13 protein-coding genes and 1 other RNA gene are annotated in these 18361 nt (G+C 51.4%); 13 read left to right on the top strand and 1 reads right to left on the bottom strand.

Features of this window, described 5'->3' with window-relative positions:
* Positions 1–53 precede the first annotated feature (53 nt).
* Positions 54–1625 carry a galactarate dehydratase gene (garD, locus tag AC534G_RS03090; protein ID WP_038634129.1) on the bottom strand — a complete coding sequence of 524 codons (1572 nt, stop codon included), beginning with the start codon at positions 1623–1625 and terminating at the stop codon, positions 54–56.
* Positions 1626–2031: 406 nt separating this feature from the next.
* Here garD and AC534G_RS03095 point away from each other — a divergent pair, with 406 nt between their 5' ends.
* The 13 genes from AC534G_RS03095 to AC534G_RS03155 all read left to right on the top strand — a co-directional run bounded on the left by AC534G_RS03095 (position 2032) and on the right by AC534G_RS03155 (position 18339).
* Positions 2032–3366: an MFS transporter gene (locus AC534G_RS03095; protein ID WP_110496760.1), complete on the top strand. Its 1335-nt coding sequence runs from the start codon at positions 2032–2034 to the stop codon at positions 3364–3366.
* Positions 3367–3381: 15 nt separating this feature from the next.
* The gene (garL, locus tag AC534G_RS03100; protein ID WP_038634122.1) at positions 3382–4152 is read left to right on the top strand and encodes a 2-dehydro-3-deoxyglucarate aldolase; all 771 of its coding nucleotides are present in this window, start codon (positions 3382–3384) and stop codon (positions 4150–4152) included.
* 30 nt (positions 4153–4182) lie between these two features.
* Positions 4183–5073: a 2-hydroxy-3-oxopropionate reductase gene (gene garR / locus AC534G_RS03105; RefSeq protein ID WP_038634119.1), complete on the top strand. Its 891-nt coding sequence runs from the start codon at positions 4183–4185 to the stop codon at positions 5071–5073.
* Between the two features lie 65 nt (positions 5074–5138).
* Entirely contained in the window at positions 5139–6284 is a 1146-nt protein-coding gene (garK, locus tag AC534G_RS03110) for a glycerate 2-kinase (RefSeq protein WP_069324377.1), read from the top strand.
* A 32-nt stretch (positions 6285–6316) separates the two neighbouring features.
* Positions 6317–6693: RNase P RNA component class A (rnpB, locus tag AC534G_RS03115), an RNA gene on the top strand.
* Between the two features lie 766 nt (positions 6694–7459).
* The gene (tdcA, locus tag AC534G_RS03120) at positions 7460–8398 is read left to right on the top strand and encodes a transcriptional regulator TdcA (RefSeq protein ID WP_038634113.1); all 939 of its coding nucleotides are present in this window, start codon (positions 7460–7462) and stop codon (positions 8396–8398) included.
* A 97-nt stretch (positions 8399–8495) separates the two neighbouring features.
* Entirely contained in the window at positions 8496–9485 is a 990-nt protein-coding gene (gene tdcB, locus AC534G_RS03125; protein ID WP_042311192.1) for a bifunctional threonine ammonia-lyase/L-serine ammonia-lyase TdcB, read from the top strand.
* Between the two features lie 22 nt (positions 9486–9507).
* A complete protein-coding gene (gene tdcC / locus AC534G_RS03130; protein WP_006687934.1) occupies positions 9508–10839 on the top strand; it encodes a threonine/serine transporter TdcC in 1332 nt (443 codons plus the stop codon).
* Positions 10840–10870: 31 nt separating this feature from the next.
* Positions 10871–12079 (top strand): propionate kinase, encoded by a 1209-nt coding sequence (gene tdcD, locus AC534G_RS03135; RefSeq protein WP_038634108.1) that lies wholly within the window; start codon positions 10871–10873, stop codon positions 12077–12079.
* 28 nt (positions 12080–12107) lie between these two features.
* Positions 12108–14402, top strand: coding sequence for a 2-ketobutyrate formate-lyase/pyruvate formate-lyase (gene tdcE, locus AC534G_RS03140; protein WP_038634104.1), 2295 nt, complete (start codon positions 12108–12110; stop codon positions 14400–14402).
* Between the two features lie 13 nt (positions 14403–14415).
* A complete protein-coding gene (locus AC534G_RS03145) occupies positions 14416–14811 on the top strand; it encodes an enamine/imine deaminase (protein WP_110496762.1) in 396 nt (131 codons plus the stop codon).
* Between the two features lie 87 nt (positions 14812–14898).
* Complete coding sequence (gene tdcG, locus AC534G_RS03150; protein ID WP_038634099.1) at positions 14899–16263, top strand: L-serine ammonia-lyase; 1365 nt, start codon at positions 14899–14901, stop codon at positions 16261–16263.
* Positions 16264–17007: 744 nt separating this feature from the next.
* On the top strand, positions 17008–18339 hold the full coding sequence (locus AC534G_RS03155; protein ID WP_038634097.1) for an SLC5/6 family protein: 1332 nt from the start codon (positions 17008–17010) through the stop codon (positions 18337–18339).
* Positions 18340–18361 lie beyond the last annotated feature (22 nt).

Consider the following 18361-nt stretch of genomic DNA (forward strand, 5'->3'; position numbering starts at 1 on the left):
GGTCGGAAAGTTTTCGAACTCCCCGACCTGTAATCGAATTTCACTTTCAGCAATCAGGTCACTGGCGCCGGGTTAAACACCGCCAGTTGATTATGCAGTCCCCACTGATCCGAGAAGGTTTTCTTACGCCCGCTGGCGACCTCGAGAATAAACTCGAACAATTTCAGACCCACGTCTTCAATGGTTTCTTCTCCGGTGGCGATGGTACCGGCGTTGATGTCCATCAGGTCAAACCAACGATTGGCCAGCTCAGTACGCGTCGCCATTTTTATCACCGGCACCGCCATCAGGCCGTACGGCGTACCGCGACCGGTGGTGAATACCTGCACGGTGATCCCGGAAGCAACCTGCTGTGTACCGCAGACAAAATCGCTGGCGGGGGTCGCGGCGTAAATCAGTCCTCGTTTGGTTGGGCGCTGGCCCGGCGACAATACTTCGACGATGGCGCTCTTGCCTGATTTGGCGATTGAGCCCAGCGCTTTTTCCACCACGTTTGCCAGACCGCCTTTCTTGTTGCCCGGTGAAGGGTTGGCGCTGCGGTCAGTCTTGCCCATATCCAGGTAGTTATCGTACCAGGCCATCTCTTCGAGCAGGCGCTTACCTACTTCTTCGTTAATCGCGCGTGGGGTAAGAAGATGGATAGCATCGCGCACTTCGGTCACTTCCGAGAACATCACGGTCGCGCCGCAGCGTACTAACAGGTCGGAGGCATAACCGACCGCCGGGTTGGCCGTGACGCCGGAAAAGGCATCGCTACCGCCGCACTGCATACCGACCACCAGTTCTGATGCTGGGCAGGTTTCACGTTGGCGTTGGTTGAGCTTTGCCAGATGGCGCTCTGCCACTTGCAAAATATCAGCAACCATTGATTGAAAGCCGACGTGCTTTTCATCCTGCAGGCTGACGATGCTGGCGCTGTCGACCGGGATACTTTTTACATCATGAGTCCCTTCCAGCAGTCGCTCTGGTTGCAGTTTTTCGCAGCCGAGGCCAATAACCATCACTTCACCGCCAAAGTTGGGGTTCAGCGCAATATTATGGATGGTGCGAATCGGCACAATGGCGGCCGGAGCGTTAATCGCCACCCCGCAGCCGTACAGGTGATTAAGCCCCACCACGCCATCGACATTCGGGTATTTGGGGAGCAGATCGCGCTCGATGATTTTCACCACATAATCCACCACGCCCGCTACGCAGTGTACGCTGGTGGAGATGCCGAGCAGATTTTTGGTGCCGACGCTGCCGTCTGCATTGCGATAGCCTTCGAAGGTATAACCCTCAAGAGGCGGTAGCGGCTCCGGTACTTTGGTCGCCAGCGGCAGCGTCTCCAGCGGCGGGGCCTTGGGCAGCTCAACCATGGATTCATCAATCCAGCTACCGCGCGGGATATCGCGAACGGCATAGCCTATCACTTCGCCATAACGCACAATTTCGCCGTGAACAGGAATATCGCATAGCGCCACTTTATGACCCTGGGGAATATGTTCAATCAGCTCCAGCCCATCCGGAAAACGCGTCCCGGCTTTCAGGCCATTGTCATTGACAATAATCGCCACATTATCTGTTGCGTGAACTTTAATATAAAACGCCGAGGGCGATTCTTGTCTGATTTCGATGTCGGCCATTGTCCAGTATTCTCCAGCAAGGTGGTAATAATAGTGTGGATATTTATATTTTGAATCTAATTATCAGTAATAAATATTGGGTATCGTGAAATAAGAATGTCAGGAGTTTAAAATTAAGAATGTGATCATGATCACTTAAACTCAGCAGGACCGTACCACCAAGGGGACTAATCAGTAAATGTGTGCATTAGCGCCCATGCGTGTGTGCATATGCCCAAAATATTATTTTAACAACGCGTAATTAGTGAGCGTCTGCACAATGATTAACGTTGCGCTGCTGATTATACTAAATCACGGTTTCATAACGTCTGATAAATTATTATGTGTTTTTATTATCGGTAATTTATCACCAGGGATAGCTAACAAATAATAATAAAAACATTTTTATGTGCCCGAGGTAAATAGAATGATTCTGGATACAATTGTCGAGAAAAAGAAAGGTACACATACCCGCTATTTAATATTACTGATAATTTTTATTGTAACTGCCGTTAACTATGCGGACCGTGCGACGCTGTCAATTGCCGGCACGGAAGTGGCGAAAGAGTTGCACCTCAGCGCCATCTCAATGGGGTATATTTTTTCCGCCTTCGGTTGGGCTTACCTGCTGATGCAAATCCCCGGCGGCTGGCTGCTCGATAAGTTCGGCTCGAAGAAAGTCTATACCTGGAGCCTGTTCTTCTGGTCGCTGTTTACCTTCCTGCAGGGCTTTGTGGACATGTTCCCGCTGGCCTGGGCAGGTATTTCAATGTTCATCATGCGCTTTATGTTGGGCTTCTCAGAAGCACCTTCCTTCCCGGCCAACGCCCGTATCGTGGCGGCCTGGTTCCCGACCAAAGAGCGCGGTACGGCATCCGCGATTTTTAACTCCGCACAGTATTTTTCCCTGGCGCTGTTTTCGCCGCTGCTCGGCTGGCTGACCTTCGCCTGGGGCTGGGAGCACGTCTTTACCGTGATGGGGGCGATTGGTTTTGTGCTCACCGGGCTATGGGTAAAGTTTATTCATAACCCAACCGATCACCCGCGTATGTCGCAAGAAGAACTGAAGTTTATCTCTGAAAACGGCGCGGTCGTGGATATGGACCATAAGAAGCCGGGCGATGTGAAGTCAGGTGGTCCTAAGCTGCATTATATCAAGCAGTTGCTGACCAACCGTATGATGCTTGGCGTGTTCTTCGGACAGTATTTTATTAACACAATTACCTGGTTTTTCCTTACCTGGTTCCCGATTTACCTGGTACAGGAAAAAGGTATGTCGATCCTCAAAGTTGGTCTGGTGGCGTCTATTCCGGCGCTATGTGGATTCATTGGCGGTGTGCTGGGTGGGGTGTTCTCTGATTATCTGATTAAACGTGGCTCCAGCATCACCCTGGCGCGTAAGCTGCCGATTGTGCTCGGCATGCTGCTCGCATCGACCATTATTCTGTGTAACTACACCGATAACACCGCTCTGGTAGTCGCGCTGATGGCGCTGGCGTTCTTCGGCAAAGGCTTCGGGGCGTTGGGCTGGCCGGTGATTTCCGATACCGCGCCGAAAGAGATTGTCGGTCTGTGTGGTGGCGTATTTAACGTATTTGGCAACGTGGCCTCCATTGTTACTCCGTTGGTGATTGGGTATCTGGTGAGCGAGTTGCACTCATTTACTGCCGCGCTGATGTTTGTAGGGTGCTCAGCGCTGATGGCAATGGTTTGCTACCTGTTTATTGTCGGTGACATTAAACGTATGGAATTGCAGAAATAAACAAAGGTATAGGCGATGAATAACACGATTTTCCCGAATAAGTTTAAAGCGGCCCTCGCGGCGCAGCAGATTCAGATTGGCTGCTGGTCTGCATTAGCCAGTCCAATCAGCACTGAAGTTTTAGGTCTGGCGGGTTTCGACTGGCTGGTGCTGGACGGCGAACATGCGCCGAACGATATCTCGACGTTTATCCCGCAATTGATGGCGCTTAAAGGTAGCGCCAGCGCGCCGGTGGTACGGGTGCCGACCAACGAGCCGGTGATCATTAAGCGTCTGCTGGATATCGGGTTTTACAACTTCCTGATCCCGTTTGTTGAGACCGAAGAAGAGGCGGTGAACGCGGTGGCGTCAACCCGCTATCCACCGGAAGGTATTCGCGGCGTGTCCGTATCCCACCGCGCCAATATGTTTGGCACCGTGCCGGACTATTTTGCGCAGTCGAATAAGAACATCACCATCATCGTGCAGATCGAAAGTCAGCAGGGCGTTGATAACGTTGATGCAATCGCGGCGACCGAAGGCGTTGACGGTATCTTCGTCGGCCCCAGCGATCTGGCCGCGGCGTTAGGCCACCTCGGCAATGCGTCCCATCCCGATGTGCAGAAAGCTATCCAGCACATTTTCGCCCGCGCGAAAGCCCACGGCAAACCCAGCGGCATTCTGGCCCCGGTAGAGGCGGATGCGCGGCGTTATCTGGAGTGGGGCGCGACGTTTGTTGCCGTCGGCAGCGACCTTGGCGTGTTCCGTTCAGCCACGCAGAAACTGGCTGATTCTTTTAAGAAATAACCACCATCGACAGTAGAGAGAGATAAAGACATGACAATGAAAGTTGGTTTTATTGGCCTCGGTATCATGGGTAAACCAATGAGTAAAAACCTCCTCAAGGCAGGTTACTCGCTGGTGGTTGCTGACCGTAACCCGGAATCCATTGCGGACGTGATTGCCGCAGGCGCAGAAACCGCCGCCACGGCGAAAGACATTGCCGAGCAGTGTGATGTGATCATCACCATGCTGCCGAACTCTCCGCACGTGAAAGAGGTGGCGCTGGGCGAAGGCGGCATCATTGAAGGGGCGAAACCGGGGACGGTACTGATCGACATGAGTTCCATCGCACCGTTAGCCAGCCGTGAAATCAGCGAGGCGCTGAAAGCGAAAGGTGTGGATATGCTGGATGCGCCGGTCAGCGGCGGCGAGCCAAAAGCGATTGACGGTACGTTGTCGGTGATGGTCGGCGGCGATAAAGCGATTTTCGACAAGTACTACGATCTGCTGAAAGCGATGGCGGGTTCCGTGGTGCATACCGGCGAGATTGGCGCAGGCAACGTGACCAAGCTGGCTAATCAGGTGATTGTGGCGCTAAACATTGCGGCGATGTCTGAAGCGCTGACGCTGGCGACTAAAGCGGGCGTGAATCCGGATCTGGTGTATCAGGCCATTCGTGGCGGACTGGCGGGCAGCACCGTACTGGATGCGAAAGCACCGATGGTGATGGACCGCAACTTCAAACCGGGTTTCCGCATTGACTTGCATATTAAAGATCTGGCCAATGCGCTGGATACCTCGCATGGCGTTGGCGCTCAGTTGCCGCTGACGGCTGCTGTCATGGAGATGATGCAGGCGCTACGCGCAGATGGGTTGGGCACCGCCGATCATAGCGCGCTCGCCTGCTACTACGAAAAACTGGCGAAAGTGGAAGTCACTCGCTAACAAGAAGGGCGCGGATGCGCGCCCTGTATTTCTTGCCTTGCGCGGCACTTTCAGGCTACATAACTATGAAAATCGTAATTGCCCCAGACTCTTATAAAGAAAGCCTTTCTGCCACCGAGGTGGCTCAGGCAATAGAAAAAGGATTTCGGGAAATTTTCCCCGATGCGCAATATGTGTCTGTTCCGGTTGCCGACGGCGGCGAAGGAACGGTCGAAGCCATGATTGCCGCCACGCAGGGGAGTGAACATTCCGCGTGGGTGACGGGGCCGCTGGGCGAAAAAGTGAATGCCTGCTGGGGCATGTCCGGGGACGGTAAAACCGCGTTTATCGAAATGGCGGCAGCCAGTGGTCTGGCGCTGGTTCCTCCTGAAAAGCGCAATCCGTTAGTCACTACGTCGCGCGGTACCGGGGAGTTGATTTTGCAGGCGCTGAACAGCGGCGCACAAAGCATCATTATCGGCATTGGCGGTAGCGCGACCAACGACGGCGGCGCAGGTATGGCGCAGGCGCTGGGGGCGAAACTCTGTGATGCCAACGGGACTGACATTGGCTACGGCGGTGGTAGCCTGATGAGTCTGAACGCCATCGATATCTCGGGCCTGGATCCTCGCTTAAAAACCTGTTCAATTCGCGTAGCCTGTGATGTGACCAATCCACTCACCGGCGACACTGGCGCTTCACGTATCTTTGGCCCGCAGAAAGGGGCAACGGAAGAACGTATTCTCGAACTGGACCGTAATCTGTCTCACTATGCTGACATCATTAAAAAATCGCTGCGGGTCGACGTGAAGGACGTTCCCGGCGCCGGTGCGGCTGGTGGGATGGGCGCAGCGTTAATGGCTTTTTTAGGCGCGGATCTGCGCAGTGGGATAGAGATTGTGACTCAGGCGCTTAATCTGGAAGAACATATTCACGATTGCACGCTGGTAGTGACTGGCGAGGGGCGGATCGACAGCCAGAGTATTCACGGCAAAGTGCCGGTAGGTGTGGCGAATGTCGCGAAGAAGTACCACAAGCCAGTGATTGGTATTGGCGGCAGCCTGACGCATGATGTGGCGGTGGTGCATCAATATGGTATCGACGCGGTGTTTAGCGTATTGACCAGTATCAGCACACTGGAAGAGGCGTTCCGTGGGGCATTTGATAATATTTATCGTGCTTCAAGGAACATTGCCGCCACGCTGGCGATAGGAATGCGCAGTGCGGGGTGACATTGCCCCGCAAACCCTCTATACTGCGCGCCGAAGCTGACCAGACAGTCGCCGCTTCGTCGTCGTCCTCTTCGGGGGAGACGGGCGGAGGGGAGGAAAGTCCGGGCTCCATAGGGCAGGGTGCCAGGTAACGCCTGGGGGGGAAACCCACGACCAGTGCAACAGAGAGCAAACCGCCGATGGCCCACGTAAGTGGGATCAGGTAAGGGTGAAAGGGTGCGGTAAGAGCGCACCGCGCGGCTGGTAACAGTCCGTGGCACGGTAAACTCCACCCGGAGCAAGGCCAAATAGGGGTTCACAAGGTACGGCCCGTACTGAACCCGGGTAGGCTGCTTGAGCCAGTGAGCGATTGCTGGCCTAGATGAATGACTGTCCACGACAGAACCCGGCTTATCGGTCAGCTTCACTCTTTATAAAACCCCGCTTCGGCGGGGTTTTTGCTTTCAGGACAGATGGTCATGCCTTATGGCGTTGCGCCTGGTTTACCACGAATCTGGCGTTTATTTCCCATTCATCTAATCTTTATTTCGTTCTTATTAATATTCCGGACTTCTTTTATAAGAGGAAATGTCTCTCGGGATAATTCTTGTTTTGTGATGTGCGACACAAAACGCTACGCGATACGTTTTTACCGAGAATAATCACGCGCAATCGATCGCCATCACAAAATTAGTTGCTGACAAAATGCGCAAAATCAGTGTTAATATAATGTTGTTAATGGTGATTGTTTGTTTTAATTGGTTTAAATATTGATAAATATAATGTTTCTTTACAAACAAACAAGGCAAAAAAATGTGATGCATGGCGTTATTTAAACACCATAAACGATAAAATATAATTATATTTGATAAATTACTTATTAAATTTAAGCGCCATTTTTACCGATAATTACTCTGTAATTGATTGAAATATAGCCTTTCGTGGTTCGAAGAAATAACAACAAAAATGATGTCGTTATAGCCATAAAAAATCGTTATCCCCCCCATCTTTTTTTGATTAAAGTCAGGGTTAAGTGAGATCGATATTTTCTATCCATATGATTAATAAGGAATTATTAATTTAATAATAATCTTACAAAATGTAAGGGAAGGGGATTTGTGAGTGGTCGCACATATCCTCGTTTGCTTAATTTGGTAAACTTCCTGCCGTCAACAAAGTTATTAGAGCAGGACGATATGAATACTATTTCTCTCCCTAAAACACAGCACTTAGTGGTCTTTCAGGAAGTCATTAGAAGTGGTTCTATCGGTTCTGCTGCAAAAGAATTAGGTTTAACTCAACCGGCGGTCAGCAAAATCATTAATGATGTTGAGGCTTATTTTGGTATTGAGTTAGTGGTGCGTAAAAATACCGGCGTTACCTTGACTCAGGCAGGTCAGGTGATGCTCTCATGGTCTGAATCCATTACTCGTGAAATGAAAAACATGGTTGATGAGATGAACAGCATGACGAGTAACGCAGTGGTTGATGTGTCGTTTGGCTTTCCTTCACTGATCGCCTTCACCATCATGTCCGGCATGATTAAAAAATTTAAAGAGGTGTTTCCGAAGGCGCAGGTTTCCATGTACGAAGCGCAGCTCTCCTCGTTCTTACCCGCGCTTCGTGACGGGCGCCTCGACTTTGCTATCGGTACGCTGAGTGATGAGATGAAACTACAGGATCTCCATGTTGAGCCGCTCTTTGAGTCAGACTTTATACTGGTTGCCAGCAAGTCCCGAACATGCACCGGCATCACCTCGCTGAGCGCGTTGAAAAACGAACAGTGGGTGTTGCCACAAACGAATATGGGATACTACCGCGAACTTCTAACTACGTTACAAAATAATGGCATCAGCAGTGAAAACATCGTTAATACTGACTCCGTCGTCACCATTTATAATCTTGTTCTCAATGCTGATTTCTTAACAGTAATTCCCTGTGACATGACCACACCGTTTGGCTCAAACCAGTTTATTACTATCCCGGTACAAGAGACGTTACCCGTCGCGCGTTATGCCGCCGTGTGGTCGAAAAATTATCGAATTAAAAAAGCAGCATCTATTTTGGTGGAATTAGCCAAGGAATATTCATCATATAATTGTCGAAGACGAAGGCAATTAGTTGAAGTTGATTAAAGACTGAATTTTTTTAACACGGACTCAACGCCATCTGTCTATATCTGACAATGGTTACGGCTATCTATTTACTTTAATACCCAGGTAAGAGGTTCTAATGCACATTACATACGATCTCCCAGTTGCAATTGAAGATATCCTCGAAGCGAAAAAAAGACTGGCGGGGAAAATATATAAAACGGGAATGCCTCGCTCTAACTATTTTAGTGAACGTTGCAAAGGGGAAATTTTCCTCAAGTTTGAAAACATGCAGCGTACCGGTTCATTTAAAATCCGTGGCGCTTTTAACAAGCTCAGTTCATTAACCGAAGCTGAAAGATGTAAAGGCGTGGTGGCTTGCTCTGCAGGGAACCATGCGCAAGGGGTTTCTCTCTCCTGCGCCATGCTCGGAATTGACGGCAAAGTGGTGATGCCGAAAGGCGCGCCGAAGTCTAAAGTGGCGGCAACCTGCGATTATTCCGCAGAAGTTGTGCTGCACGGCGACAACTTCAACGACACCATCGCGAAGGTGAGCGAGATTGTGGAAACGGAAGGCCGTATCTTTATTCCGCCATATGATGACCCGAAAGTCATTGCCGGTCAGGGCACTATTGGTCTGGAAATTCTCGAAGATCTGTACGATGTCGATAACGTGATTGTGCCAATTGGCGGCGGCGGACTGATTGCAGGTATTGCAGTGGCAATTAAATCTATTAACCCGACCATTAAAATTATTGGCGTACAGTCTGAAAACGTTCACGGCATGGCGGCTTCTTTCCGCGCTGGAGAAATAACCACGCACCGAACGACCGGCACCCTGGCGGATGGTTGTGACGTCTCCCGCCCGGGTACTTTAACGTATGAAATCGTTCGTGAGTTGGTAGATGACATTGTCCTGGTCAGCGAAGATGAAATTCGCAACAGCATGGTGGCATTAATTCAGCGAAATAAAGTTGTGACTGAAGGTGCCGGTGCGCTGGCATGCGCAGCATTATTAAGCGGGAAATTAGATAGCTATATCCAGAACAGAAAAACAGTCAGCATTATTTCTGGCGGTAATATCGATCTTTCTCGTGTATCTCAAATTACTGGTTTAGTTGACGCTTAATATACTTCGTTGAGGATAGGATATGAGTACTACTGATAGCATTGTATCCAGCCAGACAAAGCAGTCGTCCTGGCGCAAATCGGACACCACCTGGACACTGGGTTTATTTGGTACAGCCATCGGCGCAGGGGTGCTGTTCTTCCCTATCCGCGCAGGTTTTGGCGGACTGATCCCCATTCTGATCATGCTGGTGTTAGCATACCCCATCGCTTTCTATTGCCACCGTGCGCTGGCACGCCTGTGTCTTTCCGGTTCTAACCCTTCCGGTAACATCACAGAAACGGTTGAAGAGCACTTTGGTAAAACGGGCGGCGTGGTAATCACGTTCCTCTACTTCTTTGCGATTTGTCCGCTGCTGTGGATTTATGGCGTCACCATTACCAACACCTTTATGACCTTCTGGGAAAACCAGCTGCAGATGCCCGCGCTAAACCGTGGCTTCGTGGCGCTGTTCCTGTTGCTGCTGATGGCATTCGTCATCTGGTTTGGTAAAGATCTGATGGTTAAAGTGATGAGCTATCTGGTATGGCCGTTCATTGCCAGCCTGGTGCTTATCTCTCTGTCACTGATTCCTTACTGGAACTCTGCGGTTATCGATCAGGTTGATATCAGCAATATCGCCCTGACTGGCCATGACGGCATCCTGGTTACCGTATGGCTGGGTATTTCCATCATGGTGTTCTCTTTCAACTTCTCGCCAATCGTTTCTTCCTTCGTCGTCTCTAAACGCGAAGAGTATGAGAAAGATTATGGTCGCGAATTCACCGAGCAGAAATGTTCTAAAATCATCTCCCGCGCCAGTATGCTGATGGTTGCGGTGGTAATGTTCTTCGCCTTTAGCTGCCTGTTCACGCTCTCTCCGGCAAACATGGCGGATGCGAAAGCGCAAAACATTCCAGTGCTGTCTTACCTGGCGAACCACTTCGCTTCACTGTCCGGTACGAAGTCTACCTTCGCCACCATTCTGGAATACGGTGCTTCAATCATCGCCCTGGTTGCTATCTTCAAATCTTTCTTCGGCCACTATCTGGGGACGCTGGAAGGTCTGAACGGTCTGGTGCTGAAGTTTGGTTACAAAGGCGATAAAACCAAAGTTTCCATGGGCAAGCTCAACACCATCAGCATGATCTTCATCATGGGTTCCACCTGGGTTGTGGCATACGCCAACCCGAACATCCTGGACCTGATTGAAGCAATGGGCGCGCCGATTATTGCCTCTCTGCTCTGCCTGCTGCCGATGTATGCCATCCGTAAAGCGCCATCACTGGCGAAATACCGTGGCCGTCTGGATAACGTGTTTGTTACCGTGATTGGTCTGCTGACCATCCTGAACATTGTCTACAAACTGTTTTAATCCTTAAGCTCAGGATGAGCGGAGTAGTGAAATGAATGAGTTTCCGGTAGTACTGGTTATTAACTGTGGTTCATCTTCCATTAAATTCTCAGTGCTCGATGCAGCAAACTGTGAAGTTTTAATGGCGGGAATTGCAGACGGTATTAACTCTGAAAATGCGTTCATAGCAATTAATGGAGGAGAGCCAGCTAAGCTGGCTCACCACAGCTACGAAGACGCATTAAAAGCGATTGCCGTTGAACTGGAAAAACGTAATTTAATGGACAGCGTGGCCTTAATTGGCCACCGCATTGCCCACGGCGGAAATATCTTTACCGAATCAGCAATTATTACTGAGGAAGTTATCGACAATATTCGCCGGGTATCGCCATTAGCACCGCTACATAATTATGCGAACCTGAGCGGGATTGAATCTGCTCAGCATCTTTTCCCAGGCGTGCAGCAGGTCGCGGTATTTGATACCAGCTTCCACCAGACGATGGCCCCAGAAGCCTATCTGTACGGTTTACCGTGGAAATATTTTGAGGAGTTAGGCGTTCGTCGTTACGGTTTCCACGGCACGTCGCATCGCTATGTTTCTCAACGGGCGCATGAACTTCTGGATCTGCAGAATGATGATTCTGGTCTGGTTGTGGCGCATCTGGGCAACGGCGCGTCTATCTGTGCGGTACGTAACGGGCAGAGCGTTGATACCTCGATGGGCATGACGCCGCTGGAAGGGCTGATGATGGGCACACGCAGCGGCGACGTAGATTTCGGCGCGATGGCGTGGATTGCCGCTGAAACCAACCAGACGCTCGGCGACCTTGAGCGCGTAGTGAATAAAGAGTCCGGGTTGCTGGGTATTTCCGGTCTGTCCTCTGACTTACGTACGTTAGAAAAAGCCTGGCACGAAGGGCATGAGCGCGCGCAACTGGCGATTAAAACGTTTGTGCATCGTATTGCGCGTCATATCGCCGGACATGCCGCATCGCTGCATCGTCTTGATGGCATTATTTTCACCGGCGGAATCGGTGAGAACTCAGTATTAATTCGCCGTTTGGTTATCGAGCATTTGGCCGTTTTAGGTGTAAATATCGATAGCGAGATGAATAGTCTGCCAAATTCCCATGGCGAAAGAATTATCTCTAATAAGGATGCTCGTGTTATTTGTGCGGTTATTCCCACAAATGAAGAGAAAATGATTGCTCGTGATGCCATTGCGTTAGGCAAAATTAATATCCCAGTAGCATTTGCATAATTAATTTTCAGCAGAGAGATTATTTTTCATGAAGGTAAATATCGATACCAGCGATATGCTGTATGCCGAAGCCTGGAAAGGCTTTAAAGGTACGGACTGGAAAGAAGAAATTAATGTCCGTGATTTTATTCAGCACAACTACACGCCTTATGAAGGGGATGAATCTTTCCTCGCCGAAGCAACGCCAGCAACCACGGCGTTGTGGGAAAAAGTTATGGCGGGCATCCGTATTGAAAACTCGACCCATGCGCCGGTTGATTTCGATACCAATATTGCCACTACGATAACCGCGCATGACGCCGGTTATATTGAACAAGAACTGGAAAAAATCGTCGGTCTGCAAACGGATGCGCCGCTCAAGCGCGCCCTGCATCCGTTTGGCGGCATCAACATGATCAAAAGCTCTTTTGAGGCTTATGGTCGTGAGATGGACGCTAATTTTGAATACCTGTTTACTGACCTGCGTAAGACCCACAACCAGGGGGTATTCGATGCTTATTCCCCGGATATGCTGCGTTGCCGTAAATCCGGCGTACTGACCGGTCTGCCGGACGGCTATGGTCGTGGCCGTATCATCGGTGACTACCGTCGCGTCGCGCTGTACGGTATCCGCTATCTGGTGCGTGAGCGTGAACTGCAGTTTGCCGATCTTCAGTCGAATCTGGAGTGGGGGCAGAATCTTGAAGCCACGATTCGTCTGCGTGAAGAGCTGTCTGAACACCGTCGCGCTCTGCTGCAAATGCAGGAAATGGCGGCGAAGTATGGCTGCGATATCTCCCGTCCGGCGCGAAATGCGCAGGAAGCGGTACAGTGGGTGTACTTTGCTTATCTGGCTGCGGTGAAATCGCAGAACGGCGGCGCCATGTCGCTGGGCCGTACCGCATCGTTCCTCGACATCTACATTGAGCGCGACTTCAAAGCGGGAATTTTAAACGAACAGCAGGCGCAGGAACTGATCGATCACTTCATTATGAAGATCCGTATGGTGCGCTTCCTGCGTACGCCGGAATTCGACACCCTGTTCTCAGGCGACCCTATCTGGGCAACCGAAGTTATCGGCGGTATGGGGCTGGATGGCCGTACGCTGGTGACCAAAAACTCGTTCCGCTACCTGCATACGCTGCACACCATGGGGCCGGCGCCTGAGCCGAACCTGACGGTACTGTGGTCCGAGCAGCTACCGATTGCCTTCAAAAAATATGCCGCTCAGGTGTCCATCATCACCTCGTCTTTACAGTACGAAAACGATGATCTGATGCGTACTGACTTTAACAGCGATGACTATGCCATTGCCTGCTGCGTAAGCCCGATGGTTATCGGCAAGCAAATGCAGTTCTTTGGCGCGCGCGCCAACCTCGCCAAAACGTTGCTGTACGCAATCAACGGCGGTGTGGATGAGAAGCTGAAAATCCAGGTCGGGCCGAAAACGGCGCCGCTAATGGATGAAGTGCTGGATTACGACACGGTGATGGAGAGCCTGGACCACTTTATGGACTGGCTGGCCGTGCAGTACATCAGCGCGCTGAACATCATCCACTACATGCACGACAAGTACAGCTACGAAGCTTCGCTGATGGCGCTGCACGATCGTGATGTTTATCGCACGATGGCCTGTGGTATGGCGGGGCTGTCCGTAGCGGCGGATTCACTGTCGGCTATCAAATACGCCCGCGTGAAACCGATTCGTGATGAAAACGGTCTGGCGGTTGATTTTGAAATCGAAGGCGACTATCCGCAATACGGCAACAACGACGAGCGCGTAGACAGTATTGCCTGCGACCTGGTCGAACGCTTTATGAAGAAAATTAAGGTGTTGCCGACCTACCGTAATGCGGTGCCGACGCAGTCCATTCTGACCATCACCTCCAACGTGGTGTACGGCCAGAAAACCGGTAACACGCCGGATGGACGTCGCGCAGGCACGCCGTTTGCGCCAGGGGCGAACCCGATGCACGGCCGCGATCGCAAAGGTGCGGTGGCGTCGTTAACCTCGGTCGCCAAACTGCCGTTTACCTATGCCAAAGACGGTATTTCGTACACCTTCTCCATTGTGCCGGCTGCGCTGGGCAAAGAAGATAGCGTGCGTAAAACCAACCTGGTCGGGCTGCTGGATGGTTACTTCCACCATGAAGCGCATGTGGAAGGTGGGCAGCATCTGAACGTTAACGTTATGAACCGTGAAATGTTGATGGATGCCATTGAGCACCCGGAAAACTATCCGAACCTGACGATCCGCGTGTCTGGTTATGCGGTGCGCTTCAACGCGCTGACCCGCGAACAGCAGCAGGACGTTATTTCACGTACTTTCACCCAGGCGCTGTAACGCCGGAGGGGTTATGAGAAAAGTTATTGCAACCGAATGTGCGCCAGGGGCGATTGGACCTTACGTACAGGGTGTGGATCTGGGCAGTATGGTGTTGACCTCAGGTCAGATTCCGGTGTGTCCACAGACCGGTGAAGTGGCAGAGCACGTGGCCGATCAGGCGCGTCAAAGCCTGGAAAACGTGAAAGCGATCGTCGAGTCCGCCGGTTTGAAGGTGAGCGATATCGTCAAAACCACCGTTTTCGTTTCCGATCTGAGCGACTTCGCCACCATTAACCAGGTGTACCAGCAGTTTTTTGATGAGCACAAGGCAATCTACCCTACGCGCAGCTGCGTACAGGTCGCCCGCTTACCAAAGGATGTGAAGCTGGAGATTGAAGCCATCGCCGTGCGTGGCGATACGCTGTAATCCCTTGCGGGGCGATCGCAGGATCGCCCCGATCCTTAATGAGTGTGAAACCTGGTCTTCACTGAACGGCAATCCGAGGGTGTGGATATGATTAGCGCATTCGATATTTTCAAGATTGGCATTGGACCTTCCAGCTCCCACACCGTGGGGCCAATGAACGCAGGTAAAAGCTTTATCGATCTGTTGGTCAGCAGCGGGGAACTCTTCAGGACCACGCATATCGTGGTCGATCTTTATGGATCGCTCTCTCTGACCGGCAAAGGTCATGCGACAGACGTCGCCATCATGATGGGACTGGCCGGTAACAGTCCGCAAAACGTTAATATAGATTCAATCGCTGGTTTTACTCAGGAAGTGGCCCGTACCGGACGTTTGCCGGTTGCTGAGGGCACGCATATTGTCGATTTCTCGCCAGACGAAAATATTCTCTTTCATAGCGAAACGCTGCCGCGCCATGAAAATGGTATGCGTATTACCGCATGGCACGGCAACGAGACACTGCTAAGTAAAACCTATTACTCCATCGGCGGTGGTTTTATCGTTGAAGAGGAGCAATTTGGTCAGGCGCATGACATTGAAACACCCGTACCCTACAACTTTCATTCCGCCAGCGAACTGCTGAAGCTGTGCGAGCGCAACGGGTTGTCTGTTTCTGGCCTGATGATGCAAAACGAACTGGCAATGCGCAGCAAAGAGGAAATCGATGCTGGTTTTGCCGCCATCTGGGACGTCATGCACGCCGGGATTGAGCGCGGCATGAACACCGAAGGTGTCCTGCCGGGCCCGCTTAACGTCCCGCGTCGCGCCGTGGCGCTACGGCGACTGCTGGTTTCCAGCGACAACCTGTCCAGCGACCCGATGAACGTTATCGACTGGATCAACATGTTCGCGCTGGCCGTGAGCGAAGAAAATGCCGCCGGGTGTCGGGTTGTTACCGCGCCAACCAACGGCGCTTGCGGAATTATTCCCGCCGTACTGGCCTATTACGATAAATTCCGCCGCCCGGTGAATGCGAACTCGATTGCCCGATATTTGCTGGCGGCTGGGGCGATAGGTGCGCTGTATAAGATGAATGCCTCTATTTCTGGTGCCGAAGTGGGGTGTCAGGGAGAGATTGGCGTAGCCTGTTCCATGGCGGCAGCCGGGCTGACAGAGTTGCTTGGCGGTAGCCCTGCGCAGGTATGCATTGCGGCGGAAATCGCCATGGAGCATAACCTGGGGCTGACCTGCGACCCGGTAGCCGGACAGGTGCAAATACCGTGCATCGAACGCAACGCGATCAACGCGGTAAAAGCCGTTAACGCCGCGCGTATGGCGCTACGTCGGACGTCTGAGCCACGCGTTTCGCTCGATAAGGTGATCGAGACCATGTACGAAACGGGCAAAGATATGAATGACAAGTACCGTGAAACTTCGCGCGGTGGCCTGGCGATTAAAGTGGTTTGTACCTGAGATGAAAGGGTGCGTTGGTAGGCCGGATAAGGCGCAAGCGCCGCCATCCGGCAGTGAATCCATCAATTTGGCATGATAGAAAAGGTGCACTTTAGTGTAATTTCGCTCAGTTAAGCATGTATGGAGAACAAGTGATTCTTACTCAGGGTTCCGTTCACCTCAGCGCTGTCATTTTTCTGAAACGCAGTTACCCGTGAACGTGCAAGGGAGGCTCACCGCCGCCTCCCTTGCATCCCAGGCTCCCGGCGGGAAAATCGTCGCTGCGCGAGCTATTCGTCTTATTCCGTCTGCCTGTCGGGTCGGGGCCGAGCCTGCATCCCTGCAGGCCGTCCCCTCTGCCCGCATCCCTGCGGGCAGTCCCGGTCAGCCGTCAACGCCTCATCGATTTTCAGCCGGACCGGGGTCATCGCTTCAACGCTCTGACTTCCAGTTAAATCTGTTTTGCTGTTTTAACAAAAAACGCAGAAGGTGAGGTGTTAACTGATCAGCATTAGCACTTTAGCGCGCATTTTTTGTTGTGATCTGCTTCAAAAACAGAAATTTAATACATTTAATGGTATTAAAAGAGAAATTATTTCTTAACTTTTAGAAATTACAGGGGTTTGTTTGTGAAGTTTTTCTCTGATCCTGCGCGTATCATTTATTCATTACTCCAATAGCTCACCTGCATCTTATGTACTGCGTATCGCATTAAGCAGTACGAAAAAAATAAAAAACCTCTACCTACACATTGAGCGGGAAATTATGGAAACGGCAACGAATAGCAGCGTAATACTCGACGCATCTGCTCCGGCGCGTCGGGCGGGAATGACCGAAAGCGAATGGCGCGAAGCCATTAAATTCGACAGCACGGACACCGGCTGGGTCATTATGAGTATCGGTATGGCAATCGGCGCGGGGATTGTTTTTCTTCCCGTCCAGGTAGGGTTGATGGGGCTGTGGGTATTCTTACTCTCCTCCATTATTGGCTACCCTGCCATGTATCTGTTCCAGCGTCTGTTTATCAATACGCTGGCTGAATCTCCGGAATGTAAAGACTACCCGAGCGTGATCAGCGGCTACCTGGGTAAAAACTGGGGCATCCTGTTGGGGGCATTATATTTTGTAATGCTGGTCATCTGGATGTTCGTCTATTCCACCGCCATCACTAACGACAGCGCCTCCTATCTGCACACGTTTGGCGTGACTGAAGGCTTACTGTCCGACAGCCCGTTCTATGGCCTGGTGCTGATTTGTATCCTGGTGGCCATCTCGTCGCGCGGCGAAAAACTGCTGTTTAAAATCTCTACCGGTATGGTACTGACCAAGCTGCTGGTGGTAGCGGCGCTTGGCGTGTCGATGGTAGGGATGTGGCATTTATATAACGTAGGTTCGCTGCCGCCGATGGCGCTGCTGATCAAAAACGCGATTATCACGCTGCCGTTTACGCTGACCTCGATTCTGTTTATTCAGACTCTGAGCCCAATGGTTATCTCATATCGTTCTCGCGAAAAATCCATTGAGGTGGCGCGTCATAAAGCGCTGCGCGCTATGAACATCGCGTTTGGTATTCTGTTCGTTACGGTCTTTTTCTACGCCGTTTCCTTCACGCTGGCGATGGGTCATGACGAAGCGGTTAAAGCCTATGAGCAGAACATTTCCGCTCTGGCGATTGCCGCGCAGTTTATCAGCGGCGATGGCGCTGGCTGGGTGAAAATCGTCAGCGTTATCCTGAACATCTTTGCCGTAATGACCGCCTTCTTCGGCGTCTATTTAGGCTTCCGTGAAGCCACTCAGGGGATCGTGATGAACGTGCTGCGCCGTAAAATGCCAGCCGAGAAAATCAATGAAACCCTGGTGCAGCGCGGCATTATGGTTTTCGCCATCTTACTGGCCTGGAGCGCAATTGTGCTCAATGCGCCGGTACTGAGCTTCACCTCTATTTGTAGCCCAATCTTCGGCATGGTGGGTTGTCTGATCCCGGCGTGGCTGGTCTACAAAGTTCCAGCACTGCACAAATACAAAGGCGCCTCTCTGTATCTGATTATTATCACGGGCCTGCTGCTGTGCGTTTCTCCGTTCCTGGCATTTTCCTGAGTTATCTGAGCAAAGGTTGTTG

It is taken from the genome of Citrobacter sp. CRE-46, from assembly GCF_059615875.1.

Bases quoted from the DNA above. Each gene is read 5' to 3' on its own strand.
- tdcG (WP_038634099.1), top strand. From the start codon at position 14,899: ATGATTAGCGCATTCGATATTTTCAAGATTGGCATTGGACCTTCCAGC.
- garD (WP_038634129.1), bottom strand. From the start codon at position 1,625: ATGGCCGACATCGAAATCAGACAAGAATCGCCCTCGGCGTTTTATATT.
- garR (WP_038634119.1), top strand. From the start codon at position 4,183: ATGACAATGAAAGTTGGTTTTATTGGCCTCGGTATCATGGGTAAACCA.
- tdcC (WP_006687934.1), top strand. From the start codon at position 9,508: ATGAGTACTACTGATAGCATTGTATCCAGCCAGACAAAGCAGTCGTCC.
- tdcE (WP_038634104.1), top strand. From the start codon at position 12,108: ATGAAGGTAAATATCGATACCAGCGATATGCTGTATGCCGAAGCCTGG.
- garK (WP_069324377.1), top strand. From the start codon at position 5,139: ATGAAAATCGTAATTGCCCCAGACTCTTATAAAGAAAGCCTTTCTGCC.
- AC534G_RS03155 (WP_038634097.1), top strand. From the start codon at position 17,008: ATGGAAACGGCAACGAATAGCAGCGTAATACTCGACGCATCTGCTCCG.
- tdcB (WP_042311192.1), top strand. From the start codon at position 8,496: ATGCACATTACATACGATCTCCCAGTTGCAATTGAAGATATCCTCGAA.
- tdcD (WP_038634108.1), top strand. From the start codon at position 10,871: ATGAATGAGTTTCCGGTAGTACTGGTTATTAACTGTGGTTCATCTTCC.
- AC534G_RS03145 (WP_110496762.1), top strand. From the start codon at position 14,416: ATGAGAAAAGTTATTGCAACCGAATGTGCGCCAGGGGCGATTGGACCT.
- garL (WP_038634122.1), top strand. From the start codon at position 3,382: ATGAATAACACGATTTTCCCGAATAAGTTTAAAGCGGCCCTCGCGGCG.
- AC534G_RS03095 (WP_110496760.1), top strand. From the start codon at position 2,032: ATGATTCTGGATACAATTGTCGAGAAAAAGAAAGGTACACATACCCGC.
- tdcA (WP_038634113.1), top strand. From the start codon at position 7,460: ATGAATACTATTTCTCTCCCTAAAACACAGCACTTAGTGGTCTTTCAG.